Origin of the sequence: Blautia hydrogenotrophica DSM 10507, assembly GCF_034356035.1 — a bacterium.
In the GTDB taxonomy this organism is placed as follows: Bacteria; Bacillota; Clostridia; order Lachnospirales; family Lachnospiraceae; genus Blautia_A; species Blautia_A hydrogenotrophica.
Map to the genome: position 1 here is coordinate 903,685 of NZ_CP136423.1, position 16,680 is coordinate 920,364.

The window sequence follows — 16,680 nt, forward strand, 5'->3', positions numbered from 1 at the left end:
ATTGACAGCTAAAATGAATTATGTTATATGTTAAACATCTAATGATTAATTATATACGAAACGGAAAAAAGAAAAGTATTTAGAGGAGGAAAAAATGAAGAAAAAGCTAATCAGTATTTTAATGAGTTTGGTGTTGGTTTCTGGTGTATTAATAGGCTGCGGTGGGAAGGAGGAGCCTACGGATACCGTCAGTGAGACGAGCGAAGACCAGGCTTCTGATGATAGCAGTTCTAGTACTGCTGGGGACTCTGTTCTGAAAAAAGGTGATTACGTAATTGGATTGTCCAATTCCTATTTTGGAAACACCTGGAGAAAACAGATGGTGGATGCATTTACCAATGCGGCAGAAGCTGCGAAGGAAGCAGGATACATTTCTGACTATGAGATTCAAAATGGAGATAACACGGTAAATTCACAGATTGCCCAGATTAACAGTTTTATTTTAGACGGCGTGGACGCGATTTGTATCTGTGCGGCTTCACCCACAGCTTTGAACAGTACCATTCAAAAAGCTTTGGATGCAGGCATTACGGTAGTGGCCTTCGATTCCATCGTTGACCTGGATGGTGTCTATACGATGGATTATCCCTGGGAACAGATCGGTAAGGACAGTGTAGAGTTTGTTGCTGATAAACTGGAAGGAAAGGGAAATATTGTGGTTGTCAGAGGTGTGTCTGGAGCGGCTCCGGATCAGGGAATCTATGCGGGTATTACGGAGGCGATGAAAGCTTATCCGGATTTAGAGATTGTGCAGGAAGTAATCGGTGAGGCTAGTGCGACGAAGACTCAGGAAGAACTGACAAAGGTTATGGCTTCTCTTCCAGATGTGGACGCTGTCATTACACACTGCGGCGGCGATGCGATTGGCGCAGTCAATGCCTTTGAGCAGTCTGGAAAAGACATGCCGATTATCATTGGAGATAACACGGCTGAGTTTATCAACTGGTGGATGGAACAGGAGGACTATGACACTTTGAGTCAGGGATCTACCCCGGGCTGCGGAGCAGCAGCGCTGTGGACTGCTTTGGATATCTTAAACGGCTATGAGGTTCCGGAAGAGATGATGCTGAGCGTGCCTCATGTGACCTCTGAAAATTTGAAGGATTATTCAGGCATGAGCGCCGGAACCTTTGTGTCACCGGATTTTACTAACGAGTATGTGCTTGAAAACATCATTGACGCGGCGAAAAAGTAATCACTAAAAATCAGATAGGTGGAAGACTGAAACGGTGCGATTGCGAGACAACCGCACCGTTTCGCAAAGTATGATAAAGTTAGCGGATAAATGAAAGGCAGCAACAAGCAAAAAGGATGGTGACGGAAGTTGAGAGACATTTTTCTTGAAGCAAAAGACCTGCTGAAGGTTTACGGCCCGACGGTAGCCGTGAATCATTTAAGCATTCATGTGTATAAAGGAGAAGTACTTGCGCTGGTTGGCGGAAATGGAGCGGGAAAAAGTACTTTGACGAAAATTTTATCTGGGGTGATTTCCAGCGATCAGGGGAGCATTCAGATTGAAGGGGAAGAGATTAATCTGAATAAGTACACTCCGGCAGTTGCCAGGACAAAGGGAATTCGAGTGGTACATCAGGAATTGTCTCTTTGCAGGAATCTGACAGTCTATGAGAATTTTTATATCGAACAGTTTCAAAGATTTGACAAAGGAAATGTGAAATGGAGAAACCAGGCCAAAGAGATGGCACAGGCAGCTTTGGACAACGTGTTTCCAGGACACGGGATTGATGTGAATGCGGGACTTGCCACATTGAGCATCGCTCAGCAACAGATGGTGGAAATTGCCAGAGCGACCAGTGACCCGGATGTAAAGATGATGGTGTTGGATGAACCTACCTCTTCTTTGCCGGCGGAACAAACCAGCCAGCTTCAGGACTATATTAAAAAGAGCGCAAAAGAACAGGGAATTGCCTATATCTATATTTCTCATCGGCTAAAAGAGATCATGTTTTTGGCTGACTATGTCTATATCATGCAGAATGGTACACAGAAGTATCAATGTCAAATCAGTGAAACCGATGAAGAGGATATTGTTCAGCGCATGGGCGACGGCGCGATAGAGAAAAAAGCGGAACGGTTTACAGCGCCTGAGACGAATGCAAATGTCGGAGTGAGACTTACGAATTATTCTTCAAAGAACTTGAAAAATATTTCAAAAGAGATGTTCGGCGGGGAGATTATCGCCCTCACCGGTCTGGAGGGAAATGGACAGTTAGAATTGTTGCAGGAGATTTTCTTTCAGGCAGGCAGGAAAAAAGAAGGAATTGAGATCAAGGGGAAAGTGGCCTATGTGGCCGGTGACAGAAAAAAAGAGGGAATATTTCCGCTTTGGTCCATCACAGACAACACTGTAATCTCGAAGGTTGCGGATTCTGGACTATTTCGGCCGATTTCCATGGGAAATGTGGATGAGACGGTAAAACACTGGAATTCGAGATTGAAGACAAAGTGTGCGTCTTCCGAAGACTTGATTACTAGCCTGAGCGGCGGGAATCAGCAAAAAGTATTGATTGCCCGGGCGTTGGCTCTGGACGCGGACATTATTCTTCTGGATGATCCTACAAGAGGCGTGGATATCGGAACAAAACTGGAATTATACGAAGTTTTCAGGGAAACCGCTAAGAGTGGCAAATTAGTGATCTGGAGAACTTCAGACGACGCAGAGTTGGAATACTGTACGAGATTGTTGGTTATGAACGCAGGGACGGTGGCAGGAGAGTTTTCCAGTGAAGAATTTGAGCATTCTTCCATGTTAAAACTGGCGTTTCGAAGCAATGCAAAGGAAGAAAAGTTAGAGACAAAGAAGGCGAAGAAGCCTCGTTTGTATCTGTTTTCTCTCATCGCTATGATTGTTTTGTATTTTGTATGCGGCATGATGTCGAATTCCATCTTCACGAAATTTGGAGTGGAGCTTCTGGCGGTGGGATTTGCCCCGTTTATCTTTGCAGCTCTTTCTCAGACGTTCATCATCGGGCTTGGACACATTGACCTGGGAGTCGGAGCGTTTATGGGCCTGGTAAACGTCATCTGTGCGACAATTTTGGATCAAAATACAGGATTAGGAATTTTATGCCTGGTGGGGCTGATTGCAGCGTACTCCTGTATGGGACTGGTGATTCATCTGCGGGGAGTTCCTCCGATTATTGTCACTTTAGGAATGTCTTTTGTGTGGACAGGAATCGCCTATGTGCTTCAGGACGTGCCTGGCGGACACGTGCCGGACTGGATGGTCAGTCTGTTTAATTTTAACAATCCAGTTTTGCAGGGAGTCTTACTCTGGCTGATTGTCTTTATTGCACTTGCGCTTTTGATCTACCGCTCTAGGTATGGAACAGTACTACGAGGATTTGGAAATAACGAGTCTGCGATGAGAAACAGCGGATGGTCTAAGGCAAAGGCATATTGGTTGACTTATCTGATAGCCGGAATCTTTGCAGCCATGGGAGGGATTGCTCAATCGTCTATCACTGCGGCCTCTGATGTCAATGCATCTTCCACTTATACGATGCTGACGGTCGCGGCAGTTATCATTGGCGGAGGGTATTTCTCTGGCGGTGTAGTCACTCACATTGGCACCGTCTTTGGAGGCATCTCTTTGACGATGATCAGTGTGCTTTTGGGCTTATTGAAGGTGAGCACGGACTATACGGCGACAATACAAGGGCTGGTTCTGATATTGATACTGTCTATGAGGTTGATTAGAAAGGAGAAGCTGCAATGAGTAAAAAAGTGAGCAGATACATCAAAGAAAATACTTGGATTTGGGCGGCAGTTGGTGCGTTTCTCCTGTGGTTTATCATGGGAATTTCCTCAGGACGGCTGAATCTGGAAAGTTTTCTCTCAAACGCGTATATTGCTTCTTTCCTGGCGATACTTTCTTTTGGACAGATGCTGGTGGTCACTTCTGGGAGAGGGGCCATTGACTTGTCGATTCCCGGCGTCTTGACGCTTATGGCTTTTGTGTCCATGAGTATTATTAACGGAGAAAATAAAAACGTGCCGTTGGCCATTTTTGTGATTGTGGCCCTGGGAGCTTTGATTGGAGTTCTGAACGGTCTGATGGTGATTTATCTCCAGATTCCGGCGATTATTGCAACCATGGCAATGAACTATATTTTGACGACGGCAGCTCTTCTCATCAACAAGAATTTTTCCATTTTTGCAATTGCACCTGTACTGGATGATCTGATTAAGACCAGAATTTTTGGAGTTCAGTTGATGATTTATCTGGTGATTTTGTTGGCAGTTCTGTTCTGGTTTCTGCTTCGTCGAACCTCCTACGGGAAATCTCTGCTGGCGATCGGGCAGAATCGCGAGGCAGCGAAGCTGGCCGGAATCAAGGTAAACCGGGTAGAGATACTGACCTATGCACTCAGCAGTGTCTTGGCAGCGATTTCAGGAATGCTGATTTCTGCCAGGGTCGGCAGTGCGATTTTGGGAATGGGAGATGACTACAGTCTGGAGACGGTGGCAAGCATCGTCGTGGGAGGAACATTGATCTCCGGCGGTAAGGCAAACGTGCCGGGAACGCTTGCGGGCTGCCTGTTTTTGGGCTTGATTGTGACAGCTATGCAGATTATGGGCTTTTCTGTGGGTGCGCAGAACATTGCGAAAGGAGCTTTGATTATCATCGTACTTTTGTTGGGAACAGGACAGGGAAAGGCCGAAAGATCTGTACGATTTAAGAAAAAATCAGCATAAAGGGAGGTTTTGAAAGGATGATCATTGATTTACATGCCCATTTGGGGGAGGATGTTGTTTTTGATGAGGAACAAACAGAGGAAGAGTTGATTACGGCTTATCAGGAAAATCATGTAGGCGGAGCGATTGTACAGCCATATCTGCCGAGAATTTATATGGAAGATCACAGGCAGATTCACGACAGAATTCATCGCCTCTGCCAAGAGAGCAAGGAAGTCAAATTCTGGGGAATGGCGTCTATCAATCCTCATTTTCGGCCAGAAGACTATGACGAAGAAGCGCAGCGTTGTATTCAGGAATTGGGATTTGTGGGAATCAAGATCACGCCCATCGGCCATGCAGCGCATCCGTCTTCCAAAGACTGTATGCACGTGTGGGAAGTATGCCGTCATCTCAAAGTGCCGCTGATGATTCACACAGGGGCAGGAATTCCATTTTCAGATCCCATCAGTGTGCAAAAAGCTCTAGAGAGTTTTCCGGATGTTCCCTGCGTTCTGGCTCATGCAGGTTCAGAGATGCACAATCAGCAGGCCACTTATCTGGCTGCGAAGTATGACAATGTGTATCTGGAGCCGAGTTGGGTGGGAGTCATCGGTGTCATGAACATGGTAAAGCGGGTTGGATGCTCTAAAATCATGTTTTCCTCCGATAACGTTTACCAAATTCCCGTGGAGCTAGCCAAATATCGTTCAGTTATCAAAAATGAGGATGATTTGGAACGAGTATTGTATAAAAATACCGCAGAGTTGTATCAGCTAAAGATGTGAACAGCATTTCCTGTGGTGAATGAACGAAGCTCCGGTGTAAGAGGAACCGGGGCTTCGGTTATTTCAATCCTGAAGCTTGTACCAGATATCTATGGATTTTTTGATACAGGATTCAATTCCTTGATAATCTTTTTCACAGATGATCTCATAGATACTTTGATGAGCATTCAGAACATATTCTCCATTTTGATGTCTATGCGTGTTGGAGATGGAAGCACGAAGAGAATCCATGATGAAATTGTAAATTTTCTCGACCATTGGATTGCAACAAGCGCTGGCGAGGAGCCGATGAAATTCAATATCATTTTCTAAAATTTTTTCTGCTGGGGCTTGAGTTTTGATAAGAGTCTGAAGGTGATTTAAATTTCGCTTTATCTTTGCGCGAATCTCGAAATTTTTGTCGTAGTGATTTAAGATGAGCTCTAAGATGTCGATTTCAAAAAATTGTCGGAATTCGTATAGACTTTCTATATTGGGGTTTGTGATAAAAAATGAAAAAAGCAGGGAATCTATCAGGCCGTGACCTGGTGATTCGCAGACGTAAGTTCCGTTTCCAACTTTAATGTCCACTAAGCCGAAAGCAGACAAAATTTTCATAGCTTCCCGTACCGAACCGCGGCTTACACCGAGTCCTTCGGAAATCTCTAATTCACTGGGGAGTTTATCTCCTGGGAGTAGACGGCGGTCAATGAGAAGCTGTTTGATATTGTTTATGACTATGTCCACGGCGGATTCCCGTTTTACAGCTGTAAACAGGTTTTCCATATAATGCCTCCTATGTAATATTTGTACAATTATTATAGCGATTCAGACATAATCCGTCAAATATCATTTTAAAAGCGAATCGGCGAATGAATGCATATTTATGAAAAAGTATTGACAGAAACCCCAAAATATGTTATACATAAAACATCAGATGTTTAACGAAAAACAAATGGCATGAAATAAACGTATATAATTAATCAAAACAAAAAAATGATTAGGAGGATTCTTATGAAAACAGAAGAATTAAAGAAGATAGCGCAGCATCTCAGGTTTTTAGCGGTTGATATGGTTTACAAGGGAAAGGATGGACATCCAGGTCCGGCGCTGTCCATCGCGGATATTGTGGCCACCTTATTTTTTGACGAGATGAACATTCGTCCGGAGGAGCCCAACTGGGAAGACAGAGACCGTTTTATTCTGTCAAAAGGACATGCCTGCCCTATTTATTACGCGGCATTGTCCGAGAGAGGCTATTTCGGCGAACCGGTAGAAGACTTTAAACTGCGTGCGCTGGGGAGCACTTTTCAGGGGCATCCGGTTATGAATAAGACCAAAGGTGTGGACATGACTTCTGGGTCTTTGGGAAATGGAATCGCCATTGCCAGTGGCATGGCCATTGCCGGAAAATATCGAAAAAAAGACTATACGGTCTATGCCATCGTAGGAGACGGAGAGCTGCAGGAAGGTGTCTGCTGGGAAGGAATCAACGCAGCGGCAGGACATAAGCTGGATAATCTGATTGTATTTTTGGACAAGAACGGATGGCAGAGCGGCGGCACAGTGGAAGAAACCATCGGCTCCAACAATTTGAAGGAACGTTTCGAGGCATTCCAGTGGGATACGCAAGAGATTGACGGACATGATATTGACGCGATCAAGGCAGCAATCGAAAAGGCGAAGACGGTAAAAGGGAAACCCCATGCAATTGTGTGTGACTGTGTCAAGGGAAAAGGGTTGTCCTATATGGAGAATGATAATTCCTGGCATAAGGGAGTTCCGTCGGATGAACAGTATAAAATTGCAGTGGAAGAATTGGGAGGTGCAAGATAATGGCAGATTTCAAAGGAACGAGAGAGGCTTTTGCCCAGGCAATCATTGATATGGCGGAGACGGATGACAAGATTATGTTTGTATCGCCGGATTCTTTAAAGGCGATGCGCGCGACGAAGTTTGCCGAGCTTCACCCGGAACAGTACGTAGAGGTGGGAATCTCGGAACAGGCAGCAGTAGATGTGGCTTCAGGGCTGGCAGCCAGCGGGCTGACGCCGTTTGTGGGAACTTACGCAGGTTTTATGACTATGAGAGCTTGCGAACAGATGCGTACTTTTGTGGCGTATCCGAATCTGAATGTGAAATTTGTGGGAATCAATTCAGGCCTCTTAGGTGGCGAACGCGAGGGAGTTACCCATCAGTTTTATGAGGACATTGGTATTCTCTCCAATATTCCGAACTTCACAATTCTGACTCCAGCGGATGGTCCTCAGACTTATCACGCAGTGAAAGCAGCGGCTGAGATTCCAGGACCCGTGTATGTGAGAGCTGGAAGCGGACGTGAGAACGACGTGTATGAAAAAGATGTTCCTTTTACCATGGACGGAATTCGTATCCTGAGAGAATATGGGGACGATACCCTTCTTCTCTCCAGCGGCTTTGTGCTGGACAGAGTGCTGAAAGCTGCGGACATTCTAAAAGAAAATGGTGTCCATGTGACTGTGGGAGATGTAAATATTATCAATGCAAAGGACCCGTCAAAGGTTTTGGAGGCGATCAAAAAAGCAAAGAAGATTGTGACGGTGGAAGACCATAACGTTCACGGTGGATTGGGTGCCTATATCAGTAAGCTGGTTGTGGAAAACGATCCTAAGCCGGTAAAGAGAATGGGACTGACCACCTTCGGAGAGTCCGGCCTGGCAGGTGTCCTGGCAGATCATTACGGGTTCTCGGCAGAAAACATTGCGGATGTGGTGAAAGATAATCTGTAAATAATTACTTACATAGAAAGGCGAGGAAAAGAATTATGGGAAAAATAGTAGTAAGTGTAATCGGCGCCGGTGGAAAGATGGGGACCCGCACAAGCAATAACCTAGCAAAGAAACCAGAGGAGTTTGACTTGCTTTTGGTAGAGGCTTCTGAGGCTGGTATCCAGAGTATCAAAGACCGTGGATTTGAGCCGACTCCGGTAGAAGAGGCGCTGGAAAAATCCGATGTCGTTGTGTTTGCGGTTCCAGATACCTTGATTGGAAAACTCTCCGCGATCTATGTGCCACAATTAAAACCAGGAACGGGATTTATCATCCTCGACCCGGCCGCGGCAGTGGCCAGAGAGCTGACACTTAGAGATGACTGTACCTTTGGTGTAGCCCATCCCTGTCATCCTTCTTATTTCTTAGATCAGGATACCTATGAGGCACGTCAGGACCGTTTCGGAGGCTGTGGCGGAAAACAGGATATTGTAATGTCTAAGATTCAGGGAAATGATGACCGCTTTGCTCAGTGTGTAGAGGTAGCGAAACAGATGTATGCTCCTGTGGAACATGCCTATGTGATGTCTTCCGAGCAGATTGCCTTCCTGGAGCCTACGTTGGTAGAATTGTTAGGAGCCACCTGCTTGTACGCGATGGCAGAGACTGTGGATGAGGCGGTGAAGAGAGGGATTCCTAAGGAGGCGGCTGTCTCCTTCCTGACAGGACATATTTACAATCTGTCAGCGAATTTCCTGGGATACATTCCAGGCAATCCGCCGGTATCCGATGCCTGCAAGGTAGCCATCGGACTTGGAAACCGTCTGGTAATGAGGGAAGACTGGAAAAAGATCTGGGACGATGAGGTTCTGAACAAAGTGATTGCCACGATGCTGCATCCTGATAAACCGCAGATCTAGGGAGGAAGACAATGAAGATAGTTGTTTTGGATGGTTACTGCCTGAATCCGGGAGACTTGGATTGGAAGGGCCTGGAAGCTCTGGGCGAGTGTATTGTATATGACCGGACTTCTCTAACTGATATGGAGGAAGTGATTTCTAGAATCGGAGATGCCGATATTGTATATACGAATAAAACACCGATGCCGAGAGAGGTATTTGAGAAATGCCCCAATATTCGGTTTGTGGGCGTGCTGGCTACCGGGTATAATGTGGTGGATGTGAACACAGCGAAGGAAAAGGGAATTCCGGTTGCTAATATTCCTACCTATGGGACTGCTTCTGTGGGACAATTCGCTATCGCTCTGCTGCTGGAGATCTGCCACCATGTCGGCCACCACAACCAGGTGGTGCATGAAGGAAAATGGGAGAGCAATCCAGACTGGTGTTTTTGGGATTACCCGCTGATCGAACTAGACGGAAAGAATATGGGAATCATTGGATATGGCAGAATCGGACAGGCTACCGGCAAGATTGCCCAGGCCCTGGGTATGAAGGTGCTGGCCTATGATGCCTATAAGAATCCTGCTCTGGAAAATGAAAATTGCAGGTATGTAGAGCTAGATGAGCTTCTGAGCCAGTCCGATGTGATTGCTCTCCACTGCCCGCTGTTTCCGGAGACAGAAGGGATTGTGAACAAAGAGAACATCGCGAAGATGAAAGATGGAGTGATTATTTTGAACAATTCCAGGGGCCCATTGATTGTGGAGCAGGATTTGGTAGATGCTCTAAACAGCGGAAAAGTAGCCGCTGCCGGATTGGATGTGGTGTCCACAGAGCCTATCAAAGGAGATAATCCGCTGCTAGGCGCGAAAAACTGCATCATCACACCACACATTTCCTGGGCTCCGAAGGAATCCAGAAAGAGGCTGATGGATATCGCAGTGAACAATTTGGAGGAATTCCTGAAGGGAAGTCCTGTGAATGTGGTTAACAAATAAATATTTAACCTGCCTATGAGAAAGCTTTAACCTATAACGCAAAAGCCGCCTGGACTGATTGAGTCCGGCGGCTTTTGCGCGGCGTGTACGTAATAAGGAAGGATTTTCACGCATTAGCGTGATAAGGTCTTTTCCATTATATAAAAAGAGCGCACTCACACTAGAAAACCAGATTCTTTCCTGTGAGTGCGCTGCTGCCTCTTTACGGAGAGCAAGGGATTCGAACCCTCGGACGGGATAAACCGTCACGGCTTTTCGAGAGCCGCACCTTAAACCACTCGGACAACTCTCCATGGTCAACATCCCTATTATAGCGATAAATCTGCATTTGGTCAAGTAGTTTACTGACGAAGATAGATTCCCTGAGACTCGATAAAATCTTCCAAATCCTGAATATTGTCCTGCGCCCAGGTTGGGGACAATTCCTGCTCCTGTTTCTCTGGAGCCGAGGCAGCGGCAGTCTCCTGGGTTCCTTTGTTTTTCTTATCTTCCATGGCCTTAGCCCTCCTTTGAAAATTTTTGCACATTCCTTTGTTCTTAACTTTTCCGGTTGAAGGAGCAGTTTCAAAGCGATTGTGCGGTTCTAAAAAGTGTTGTAATTTCTTTCTTCTACTATAACGAAAGGTTGGAAAACTGTCAATTATTTCTGGTGTTTTCACAAAAAAAGAAGGCGGAAGTTTTAAAAATATGGTATGCTATAAAAGGGTTTGGAAAAAGGAGGATACGTATGTCTAAAATATATAAAAATGTGACAGAATTCATTGGAAATACACCTTTGATGGAAATTTGCCATATAGAAGAAAAAGAGAAACTGAAAGGGAGAGTGCTGGTAAAATTGGAGTACTTGAACCCGGCTGGCAGCGTGAAAGACAGGGCTGCGAAATCCATGCTTGAGGATGCCCAAAGAAGAGGGGTGCTGAAGGCGGGTTCCGTCATCATCGAGCCGACTTCGGGAAACACAGGAATTGGGTTGGCATCCATCGCAGCGGTTTTGGGGTATCGGATGATTTTGACGATGCCGGAGACTATGAGTCAGGAACGGATTAATATTCTAAAGGCATATGGAGCCGAGATCGTGCTCACAGATGGGAAAAAAGGGATGCAAGGTGCTGTGGATAAGGCAGAAGAGTTGGCAGAAGAGATACCGGATAGCTTTATACCGGGACAGTTTGAGAATCCAGCGAACGCTCGAGCTCACGTGGAGACCACGGGGCCGGAGATCTGGGAGGACACCCAAGGAAACGTGGACTTTTTTGTGGCTGGAGTAGGTACTGGAGGCACGTTGACTGGTACCGGAGAATTTTTAAAGAGCAGGAATTCCAAAATCCGAGTGATCGCCGTAGAACCTGCGGATTCCCCTTTGCTTTCTGAGGGAAGAGCAGGGAGCCATGGAATTCAGGGAATCGGGGCAAATTTTGTGCCGAAATTGCTGAACAGGGAAATCTATGATGAGATTGCGACAGTGCGGACCGAGGATGCAATTTGGAGCGCAAAGCTGCTGGCAAAGCAGGAGGGAATGCTGGTGGGAATTTCCTCAGGAGCAGCCCTTTGGACAGCCATGGAACTGGCAAAGAAACCGGAAAATGAGGGAAAGACGATTGTGGCTTTGCTCCCGGATTCTGGTGACAGATATTATTCGACGGCGCTGTTTCAGGAATGAGAGAAGGAGAAGAGCAATGGAGCGTAAAAGAGAAATTATATTAAAGACAGCTGAGGAGATACAGAAGATTTATGAAAGTGAGGACTTGTTTCTGGGCAAATCGGGAACTTGCCGCTGCGGCATGGATGTGAAACGTTGCCTTCCTGACCGGGACGCGATTATTGAGGTCATTCAAGAGCTGGAACAGGTGGTGTTTCCAGGATATTTCGGAGACGACAGTATGGCTAGGGTGCAGCCGGAATACCATGTGGGGTTTTGGCTGAATCATCTCTACGACAAATTGAAGGAACAGGTGGAGATCGCTTTGCTATATCAGGGGGAGGAAGACACACAGAAGGTTTCCGAGCGCTCTGCGCAGATCTGCGAAAAGTTTTTCAGAAATCTGCCCAAGGTGCAGGAAAGGCTTATCAAAGATGTCCAGGCCGGCTTTGACGGGGACCCGGCAGCAAAGAGCAAGGAAGAGATTATTTTCTGCTATCCTGGGTTATTTGCGATCTATGTGTATCGGATTGCCCATGAGCTCTACGTAGAGAACGTGCCTTATATTCCGCGTATTATGACGGAGTATGCTCACAATAAGACCGGAATCGACATCAATCCTGGGGCTACGATCGGAGAGTATTTCTTTATTGACCATGGAACTGGTGTGGTAATCGGAGAGACCACCTATATCGGGGATAACGTGAAGCTGTATCAGGGAGTGACCCTGGGGGCGCTCTCCACCAGAAGCGGGCAGCAGCTGTCCGGTGTAAAGCGTCATCCGACGATTGAAAATAATGTAACAATCTATTCTAATTCTTCGGTGCTAGGCGGCGAGACGGTTATTGGGGAAAACAGCACGATCGGAGGCAACACCTTCATCACGGAGTCTATACCGCCGAATACTCGGGTGAGCGCGAAAAGTCCAGAGCTGGTAATTAAGCGGCCAAAAGAGCTGGAAAAAGAGAGTATCTGGGATTGGGAGAACTGATCAGTCAGAAGGGTCAGAGCGGTATTTCTACCGCCTTGGCCCTTGTAAATGAGGGAAAACTTCCTATTTACTAGTTTGCTCTGTTTTTTCGGTCTTTCCAGACGCTGTACAAAATATCTTTGAGAACCAGCATCGCATCTTGTTCATTGAATTGATGTTCCAGTTTTAATTCGTCCAGCATTGCACTGATTTTGTAGGCATAGCTTGGGACATCCACATCTGCCTGATATTTAAGGAGAATAGGATATTTCTTTCCCCAGGCGTTTGTCCAGTTGATTTTTTCTTCAGTTTTCTCATTTGTTTTATCAATCACTTCCTGGATTTCCCTGATGTCAATGTCAAAGTCAATCAGTTCATCCAATGACATGTTATAAAGCATTGCCATTCTTTTTGACTGATAAATATCTGGAACGGTTTCGTTGGTTTCCCATTTTGAAATAGTTTGTCTACTTACCCCTAGTTTTTCAGCGACATCTTCCTGTGAAAGCCCGCGTTTTTTTCTTGCGTGAAATAAACTGTTTCCTAGATTCATTGAATTTCCTCCTATTTGTCTGTAGCCCTATTATACTATTGGATAAGGATAAACTCTACCGATTAAAATCATCAGATTTGCTAGTTTTCTTAACATAATTCAAAGATGCAAGTTCACTTCAATTTTCCCATGTCCTAAACTTTGAGGGAGGCAGCTCGCATTTTGTGTCGCTGTAACATGGCTGCTCGTTGAAGCGCTTTAGAGTAGTATACATATCTATAAAGAAGAGTTTCTGTTTTAGGAAGGAATTTTATCTTTCCTGGAATACAAAAAACTCCTGATATCTCAGGAGTTTTTAAGAGCGATAGACGGGGCTCGAACCCGCGGTCTCGACCTTGGCAAGGTCGCGCGTTACCAACTACGCCACTATCGCAGAAGCGGGTGATGGGAATCGAACCCACGTATCTAGCTTGGAAGGCTAGTGTTCTACCATTGAACTACACCCGCATTTATATTTTGTTTTGTTGTTGCCCTTGCAACGAAGATTATTCTATCCTAAAGTCCAGGATTTGTCAATAGATATTTTAAAAAAAATGAAAAACTTTGTAACTATTCAGCCATGCGGCTGATAAGAACAAAAATCCGGAGAAAGCTTGCTTGCAGAGGAGTTTTGTTCTTATCAGGCATATGGCGCTTGGCCATAAGCGAGGATTTAGCCGCATATGCGGCGATATAAGCTGCGCAGCAGCTAATCCGAGCTGTTATGGCTGAATAGTTATCTTTTAGGGCTTTGTTTTTACAATAAATCGTATTATAATAGGTAGAAAAAGTGAACAGGAGGAACAGAAAGATGGAATTGGAGAAACTAAGAAAAGATATGGTTGCGGCGATGAAAGCCAAGGACAAACCCAGAAAAGAAGCGATTTCCTCTGTAATATCGGCGGTCAAAAAAGTAGCTATCGACGAAGGGTGTAGAGACGATATCTCTGCAGAACTAGTAGATCGGGTTATTTTAAAAGAACTAAAGACAGTGAAAGAACAGATTGATACCTGCCCAGCCGAGAGAGACGATTTGAGAGCAGAATACCAGTTCCGTTACGATGTCATCAGTGAGTATGCGCCGGCTCAAATGGGAGAGGAAGAAATTAAAGTTTATATCATGGATAAATTCTCTGAAATTGTAGCAACAAAAAATAAAGGCCAAATTATGAAGGCAGTGATGGGAGATCTGAAGGGAAAGGCAGATGGCAAGCTGATCAATCAGGTTGTAGCTGATCTTTGCAGATAACCCCTAACTGAGCAGGCAGCATAGCCGAAAGGCTATGCTGTTTCCTTATGTCATAGGAAATACCTTTGAATCTCCTATGATACAAAAAGTCCTGCTGGACGGGATACACACGCTGGAATGAAGTATGATAGAGGAGACGAAAAAATATGGAACTACTGCTGTCAATTTTGGTAACTTTTTTTGCGGGAATGGGCGCAGGGCTGGGAACCGGTTTTGCCGGGATGAGTGCTGCGGCTGTCATAACGCCTATGCTGATTACGTTTCTGGGGGTAAAGCCTTATATAGCTGTCGGCATTGCTTTGTCCTCGGATGTCCTTGCGAGCGCCGTATCCGCCTATACTTATGGAAAAAACAAAAATCTGGATATCAAAAATGGCCTTATCATGATGGCCAGTGTCCTGATTTTCACAGTGGTTGGAAGCTACGTCTCGAGCCTGGTGCCTTCTGCGGCCATGGGAAATTTTTCTGTAATTATGACCTTTTTCCTGGGAATTAAATTTATCGTCAGGCCCGTGATGACCACAAAGGAGTCAATGGGATCTGTCTCTGCAAGAAAACATGCCATACAGTCAATGCTGTGCGGTATTGTGATAGGCTTTATTTGTGGATTTATAGGAGCGGGAGGCGGAATGATGATGCTTTTGCTGCTTACAACTGTTTTGAACTACGAATTAAAGACTGCCGTGGGCACCAGTGTTTTTGTGATGACTTTTACTGCTTTGACTGGAGCAGTTTCACATTTCCTGATCGGCGGAACACCGGATTGGCTGATCTGGATTCTGTGTGTTATTTTTACCTTCCTGTGGGCAAGAGTTGCTGCGGTTTTTGCGAATAAGGCCGAGCCAAAAACTTTAAACCGTGTGACAGGAATCATATTGGTTGTCTTAGGCATCGTAGTCATGGGCTTTTCAGTCTTTTCGTGAGGCATTGCATATTTCTTATGGAAAGTTCTCTAATTGCAAGACCTGTTTTTTTGTGCTATAATAACTCATGCGAGTGATATTACGCATTAGTTTACACTAACACAGGCAGCTATTGAGGGGAAATCAGCAGAAAGGAACAATAGAGGCACAAGGTATGAAGAAAAAATTGTGGATTGGGAGCCTGATCCTATCAGCCTCCATTTTTACGGCGACAATAGCTCAGGCATCGGTAGCGGATTACGAGAGCATAACCAATGCGTTTAAACAGGATAACAAGGAGTATCAGACTGAAAATGTGAAAGACGGTTCCGTAAAAGGAACGGAGATGGTGAGATATGAGGATGTACTCTACGTCTCATCGAAGACGGCGCAGATTTGCAAGGCACCGCAGGAGGGGGCTAAATGCCTGAAGACCATTCCTCTGGGGACGGAGGTGCATCGGGTTGGAATCTGTGATAACGGCTGGAGTAAGGTTGGTTTTAAGACAAAGAGCGGAAAGAAAAGTACGGGGTATATTCTAAACTCTTCTCTGAATGAGACTTCCCAGATCAACAAAGTCAACGAAGAGGTGACAGTGACGGCAGACTGTACAGTTTTGGATTTTCCAGGACGAAAGGACGGACAGCAGGTAGGAGAGCTTCTGGAGAATGATGTGGTTCAGCGGACCGGGGATTGTAATGGTGACTGGAGTCGTATCAGTTATGAAGAGATTGATGGCAGCAAGGTGACAGGTTATATCCCTAATACATATTTGGATTTGGAAGAAGAGCAGGACGAAGAGGAAGTCGCGGATGCGCAGGAAGAAGGAACGATTCATAAAAGCAAAGGGGACAGTCTTTTTGCGGATGCGGTGGATGGTGTGACAGTGTCTACAGATGAAGTCACCGGTGTTCAGATCGGAGAAGCAGTTCCCGTTTCAGCGGATGCTAAGCTACTGCCTCTCGGAAATTTCCGAATCACGCATTATTGTCCGTGTAGTATCTGTTGCGGACCGTGGTCAGATGGTATCACTTCCACAGGAGTGACGGCGACGACGAATCATACGATTGCGGTGAATCCAAGCCAGATTCCCTATGGCTCTAAGGTGGTTATCAACGGACAGGTGTATGTGGCTGAGGATTGTGGAGGCGCAATTGTGGACAATTGCATCGACATCTATGTGGCGAGTCACCAGGAGGGTGAGGATTTAGGAGTCTACTATACGGATGTTTATCTGTTGCAGGAATAGTGAAAAAATTTAATAGCTACGCATAAAAGC

16 protein-coding genes and 3 tRNA genes are annotated in these 16,680 nt (G+C 45.5%); 13 read left to right on the forward strand and 6 right to left on the reverse strand.

The window, feature by feature from the left end; genetic code table 11:
• The first annotated feature begins 94 nt into the window (after positions 1-94).
• The 4 genes from BLHYD_RS04350 to BLHYD_RS04365 all read left to right on the forward strand — a co-directional run bounded on the left by BLHYD_RS04350 (position 95) and on the right by BLHYD_RS04365 (position 5,483).
• Complete coding sequence (locus BLHYD_RS04350) at positions 95-1,195, forward strand: ABC transporter substrate-binding protein (protein ID WP_005949217.1); 1,101 nt, start codon at positions 95-97, stop codon at positions 1,193-1,195.
• A gap of 129 nt (positions 1,196-1,324) precedes the next feature.
• Positions 1,325-3,736, forward strand: coding sequence for an ATP-binding cassette domain-containing protein (locus BLHYD_RS04355; protein ID WP_005949219.1), 2,412 nt, complete (start codon positions 1,325-1,327; stop codon positions 3,734-3,736).
• Positions 3,733-4,716 carry an ABC transporter permease gene (locus BLHYD_RS04360; RefSeq protein ID WP_005949221.1) on the forward strand — a complete coding sequence of 328 codons (984 nt, stop codon included), beginning with the start codon at positions 3,733-3,735 and terminating at the stop codon, positions 4,714-4,716. Before BLHYD_RS04355 ends, BLHYD_RS04360 begins: the two co-directional genes overlap by 4 nt.
• A gap of 17 nt (positions 4,717-4,733) precedes the next feature.
• Positions 4,734-5,483, forward strand: a complete 750-nt coding sequence (locus BLHYD_RS04365) for an amidohydrolase family protein (protein ID WP_021844613.1) — start codon at positions 4,734-4,736, stop codon at positions 5,481-5,483.
• A gap of 63 nt (positions 5,484-5,546) precedes the next feature.
• Here BLHYD_RS04365 and BLHYD_RS04370 read toward each other — a convergent pair whose 3' ends face one another.
• Positions 5,547-6,248 carry a FadR/GntR family transcriptional regulator gene (locus tag BLHYD_RS04370; protein ID WP_005949240.1) on the reverse strand — a complete coding sequence of 234 codons (702 nt, stop codon included), beginning with the start codon at positions 6,246-6,248 and terminating at the stop codon, positions 5,547-5,549.
• Between the two features lie 228 nt (positions 6,249-6,476).
• Here BLHYD_RS04370 and BLHYD_RS04375 point away from each other — a divergent pair, with 228 nt between their 5' ends.
• From BLHYD_RS04375 to BLHYD_RS04390, 4 genes are read left to right on the forward strand one after another with little or no spacing between them, the layout of a single operon-like run.
• A complete protein-coding gene (locus BLHYD_RS04375) occupies positions 6,477-7,298 on the forward strand; it encodes a transketolase (RefSeq protein ID WP_021844614.1) in 822 nt (273 codons plus the stop codon).
• Positions 7,298-8,230 (forward strand): transketolase family protein, encoded by a 933-nt coding sequence (locus BLHYD_RS04380; protein ID WP_005949242.1) that lies wholly within the window; start codon positions 7,298-7,300, stop codon positions 8,228-8,230. The genes BLHYD_RS04375 and BLHYD_RS04380 overlap by 1 nt, the downstream gene beginning before the upstream one ends.
• A 35-nt stretch (positions 8,231-8,265) precedes the next feature.
• Positions 8,266-9,129, forward strand: coding sequence for a phosphogluconate dehydrogenase C-terminal domain-containing protein (locus BLHYD_RS04385; protein ID WP_005949243.1), 864 nt, complete (start codon positions 8,266-8,268; stop codon positions 9,127-9,129).
• Between the two features lie 11 nt (positions 9,130-9,140).
• Complete coding sequence (locus tag BLHYD_RS04390; RefSeq protein WP_005949244.1) at positions 9,141-10,109, forward strand: D-2-hydroxyacid dehydrogenase; 969 nt, start codon at positions 9,141-9,143, stop codon at positions 10,107-10,109.
• A gap of 205 nt (positions 10,110-10,314) precedes the next feature.
• Here the strand turns inward: BLHYD_RS04390 and BLHYD_RS04395 are convergent.
• Positions 10,315-10,401: transfer RNA gene (locus BLHYD_RS04395), tRNA-Ser, on the reverse strand.
• 49 nt (positions 10,402-10,450) lie between these two features.
• A complete protein-coding gene (locus BLHYD_RS04400) occupies positions 10,451-10,603 on the reverse strand; it encodes a hypothetical protein (protein WP_021844618.1) in 153 nt (50 codons plus the stop codon).
• A 233-nt stretch (positions 10,604-10,836) separates the two neighbouring features.
• Here BLHYD_RS04400 and cysK point away from each other — a divergent pair, with 233 nt between their 5' ends.
• Complete coding sequence (gene cysK, locus BLHYD_RS04405) at positions 10,837-11,769, forward strand: cysteine synthase A (protein ID WP_040350646.1); 933 nt, start codon at positions 10,837-10,839, stop codon at positions 11,767-11,769.
• Between the two features lie 16 nt (positions 11,770-11,785).
• Positions 11,786-12,739 carry a serine O-acetyltransferase EpsC gene (epsC, locus tag BLHYD_RS04410; RefSeq protein ID WP_005949248.1) on the forward strand — a complete coding sequence of 318 codons (954 nt, stop codon included), beginning with the start codon at positions 11,786-11,788 and terminating at the stop codon, positions 12,737-12,739.
• A 70-nt stretch (positions 12,740-12,809) separates the two neighbouring features.
• Here the strand turns inward: epsC and BLHYD_RS04415 are convergent, their stop codons facing one another.
• The 3 genes from BLHYD_RS04415 to BLHYD_RS04425 all read right to left on the reverse strand — a co-directional run bounded on the left by BLHYD_RS04415 (position 12,810) and on the right by BLHYD_RS04425 (position 13,718).
• Positions 12,810-13,271, reverse strand: a complete 462-nt coding sequence (locus BLHYD_RS04415; protein ID WP_005949250.1) for a helix-turn-helix domain-containing protein — start codon at positions 13,269-13,271, stop codon at positions 12,810-12,812.
• Between the two features lie 300 nt (positions 13,272-13,571).
• Positions 13,572-13,644: transfer RNA gene (locus BLHYD_RS04420), tRNA-Gly, on the reverse strand.
• Positions 13,645-13,647: 3 nt separating this feature from the next.
• A tRNA-Gly gene (locus BLHYD_RS04425) sits at positions 13,648-13,718 on the reverse strand.
• A 343-nt stretch (positions 13,719-14,061) separates the two neighbouring features.
• On the opposite strand from BLHYD_RS04425, the gene BLHYD_RS04430 reads away from it, so the two are divergent.
• The 3 genes from BLHYD_RS04430 to BLHYD_RS04440 all read left to right on the forward strand — a co-directional run bounded on the left by BLHYD_RS04430 (position 14,062) and on the right by BLHYD_RS04440 (position 16,650).
• The gene (locus tag BLHYD_RS04430) at positions 14,062-14,499 is read left to right on the forward strand and encodes a GatB/YqeY domain-containing protein (protein WP_005949252.1); all 438 of its coding nucleotides are present in this window, start codon (positions 14,062-14,064) and stop codon (positions 14,497-14,499) included.
• Positions 14,500-14,645: 146 nt separating this feature from the next.
• Entirely contained in the window at positions 14,646-15,422 is a 777-nt protein-coding gene (locus BLHYD_RS04435; RefSeq protein ID WP_005949256.1) for a sulfite exporter TauE/SafE family protein, read from the forward strand.
• 154 nt (positions 15,423-15,576) lie between these two features.
• The gene (locus BLHYD_RS04440) at positions 15,577-16,650 is read left to right on the forward strand and encodes a 3D domain-containing protein (protein ID WP_021844621.1); all 1,074 of its coding nucleotides are present in this window, start codon (positions 15,577-15,579) and stop codon (positions 16,648-16,650) included.
• Positions 16,651-16,680 lie beyond the last annotated feature (30 nt).

Excerpts from the sequence above, each read along its gene's own strand:
- BLHYD_RS04350 (WP_005949217.1), top strand. The coding sequence starts at position 95 with ATGAAGAAAAAGCTAATCAGTATTTTAATGAGTTTGGTGTTGGTTTCT.
- BLHYD_RS04360 (WP_005949221.1), top strand. The coding sequence starts at position 3,733 with ATGAGTAAAAAAGTGAGCAGATACATCAAAGAAAATACTTGGATTTGG.
- BLHYD_RS04365 (WP_021844613.1), top strand. The coding sequence starts at position 4,734 with ATGATCATTGATTTACATGCCCATTTGGGGGAGGATGTTGTTTTTGAT.
- BLHYD_RS04370 (WP_005949240.1), bottom strand. The coding sequence starts at position 6,248 with ATGGAAAACCTGTTTACAGCTGTAAAACGGGAATCCGCCGTGGACATA.
- BLHYD_RS04375 (WP_021844614.1), top strand. The coding sequence starts at position 6,477 with ATGAAAACAGAAGAATTAAAGAAGATAGCGCAGCATCTCAGGTTTTTA.
- BLHYD_RS04380 (WP_005949242.1), top strand. The coding sequence starts at position 7,298 with ATGGCAGATTTCAAAGGAACGAGAGAGGCTTTTGCCCAGGCAATCATT.
- BLHYD_RS04385 (WP_005949243.1), top strand. The coding sequence starts at position 8,266 with ATGGGAAAAATAGTAGTAAGTGTAATCGGCGCCGGTGGAAAGATGGGG.
- BLHYD_RS04390 (WP_005949244.1), top strand. The coding sequence starts at position 9,141 with ATGAAGATAGTTGTTTTGGATGGTTACTGCCTGAATCCGGGAGACTTG.
- BLHYD_RS04400 (WP_021844618.1), bottom strand. The coding sequence starts at position 10,603 with ATGGAAGATAAGAAAAACAAAGGAACCCAGGAGACTGCCGCTGCCTCG.
- cysK (WP_040350646.1), top strand. The coding sequence starts at position 10,837 with ATGTCTAAAATATATAAAAATGTGACAGAATTCATTGGAAATACACCT.
- epsC (WP_005949248.1), top strand. The coding sequence starts at position 11,786 with ATGGAGCGTAAAAGAGAAATTATATTAAAGACAGCTGAGGAGATACAG.
- BLHYD_RS04415 (WP_005949250.1), bottom strand. The coding sequence starts at position 13,271 with ATGAATCTAGGAAACAGTTTATTTCACGCAAGAAAAAAACGCGGGCTT.
- BLHYD_RS04430 (WP_005949252.1), top strand. The coding sequence starts at position 14,062 with ATGGAATTGGAGAAACTAAGAAAAGATATGGTTGCGGCGATGAAAGCC.
- BLHYD_RS04435 (WP_005949256.1), top strand. The coding sequence starts at position 14,646 with ATGGAACTACTGCTGTCAATTTTGGTAACTTTTTTTGCGGGAATGGGC.
- BLHYD_RS04440 (WP_021844621.1), top strand. The coding sequence starts at position 15,577 with ATGAAGAAAAAATTGTGGATTGGGAGCCTGATCCTATCAGCCTCCATT.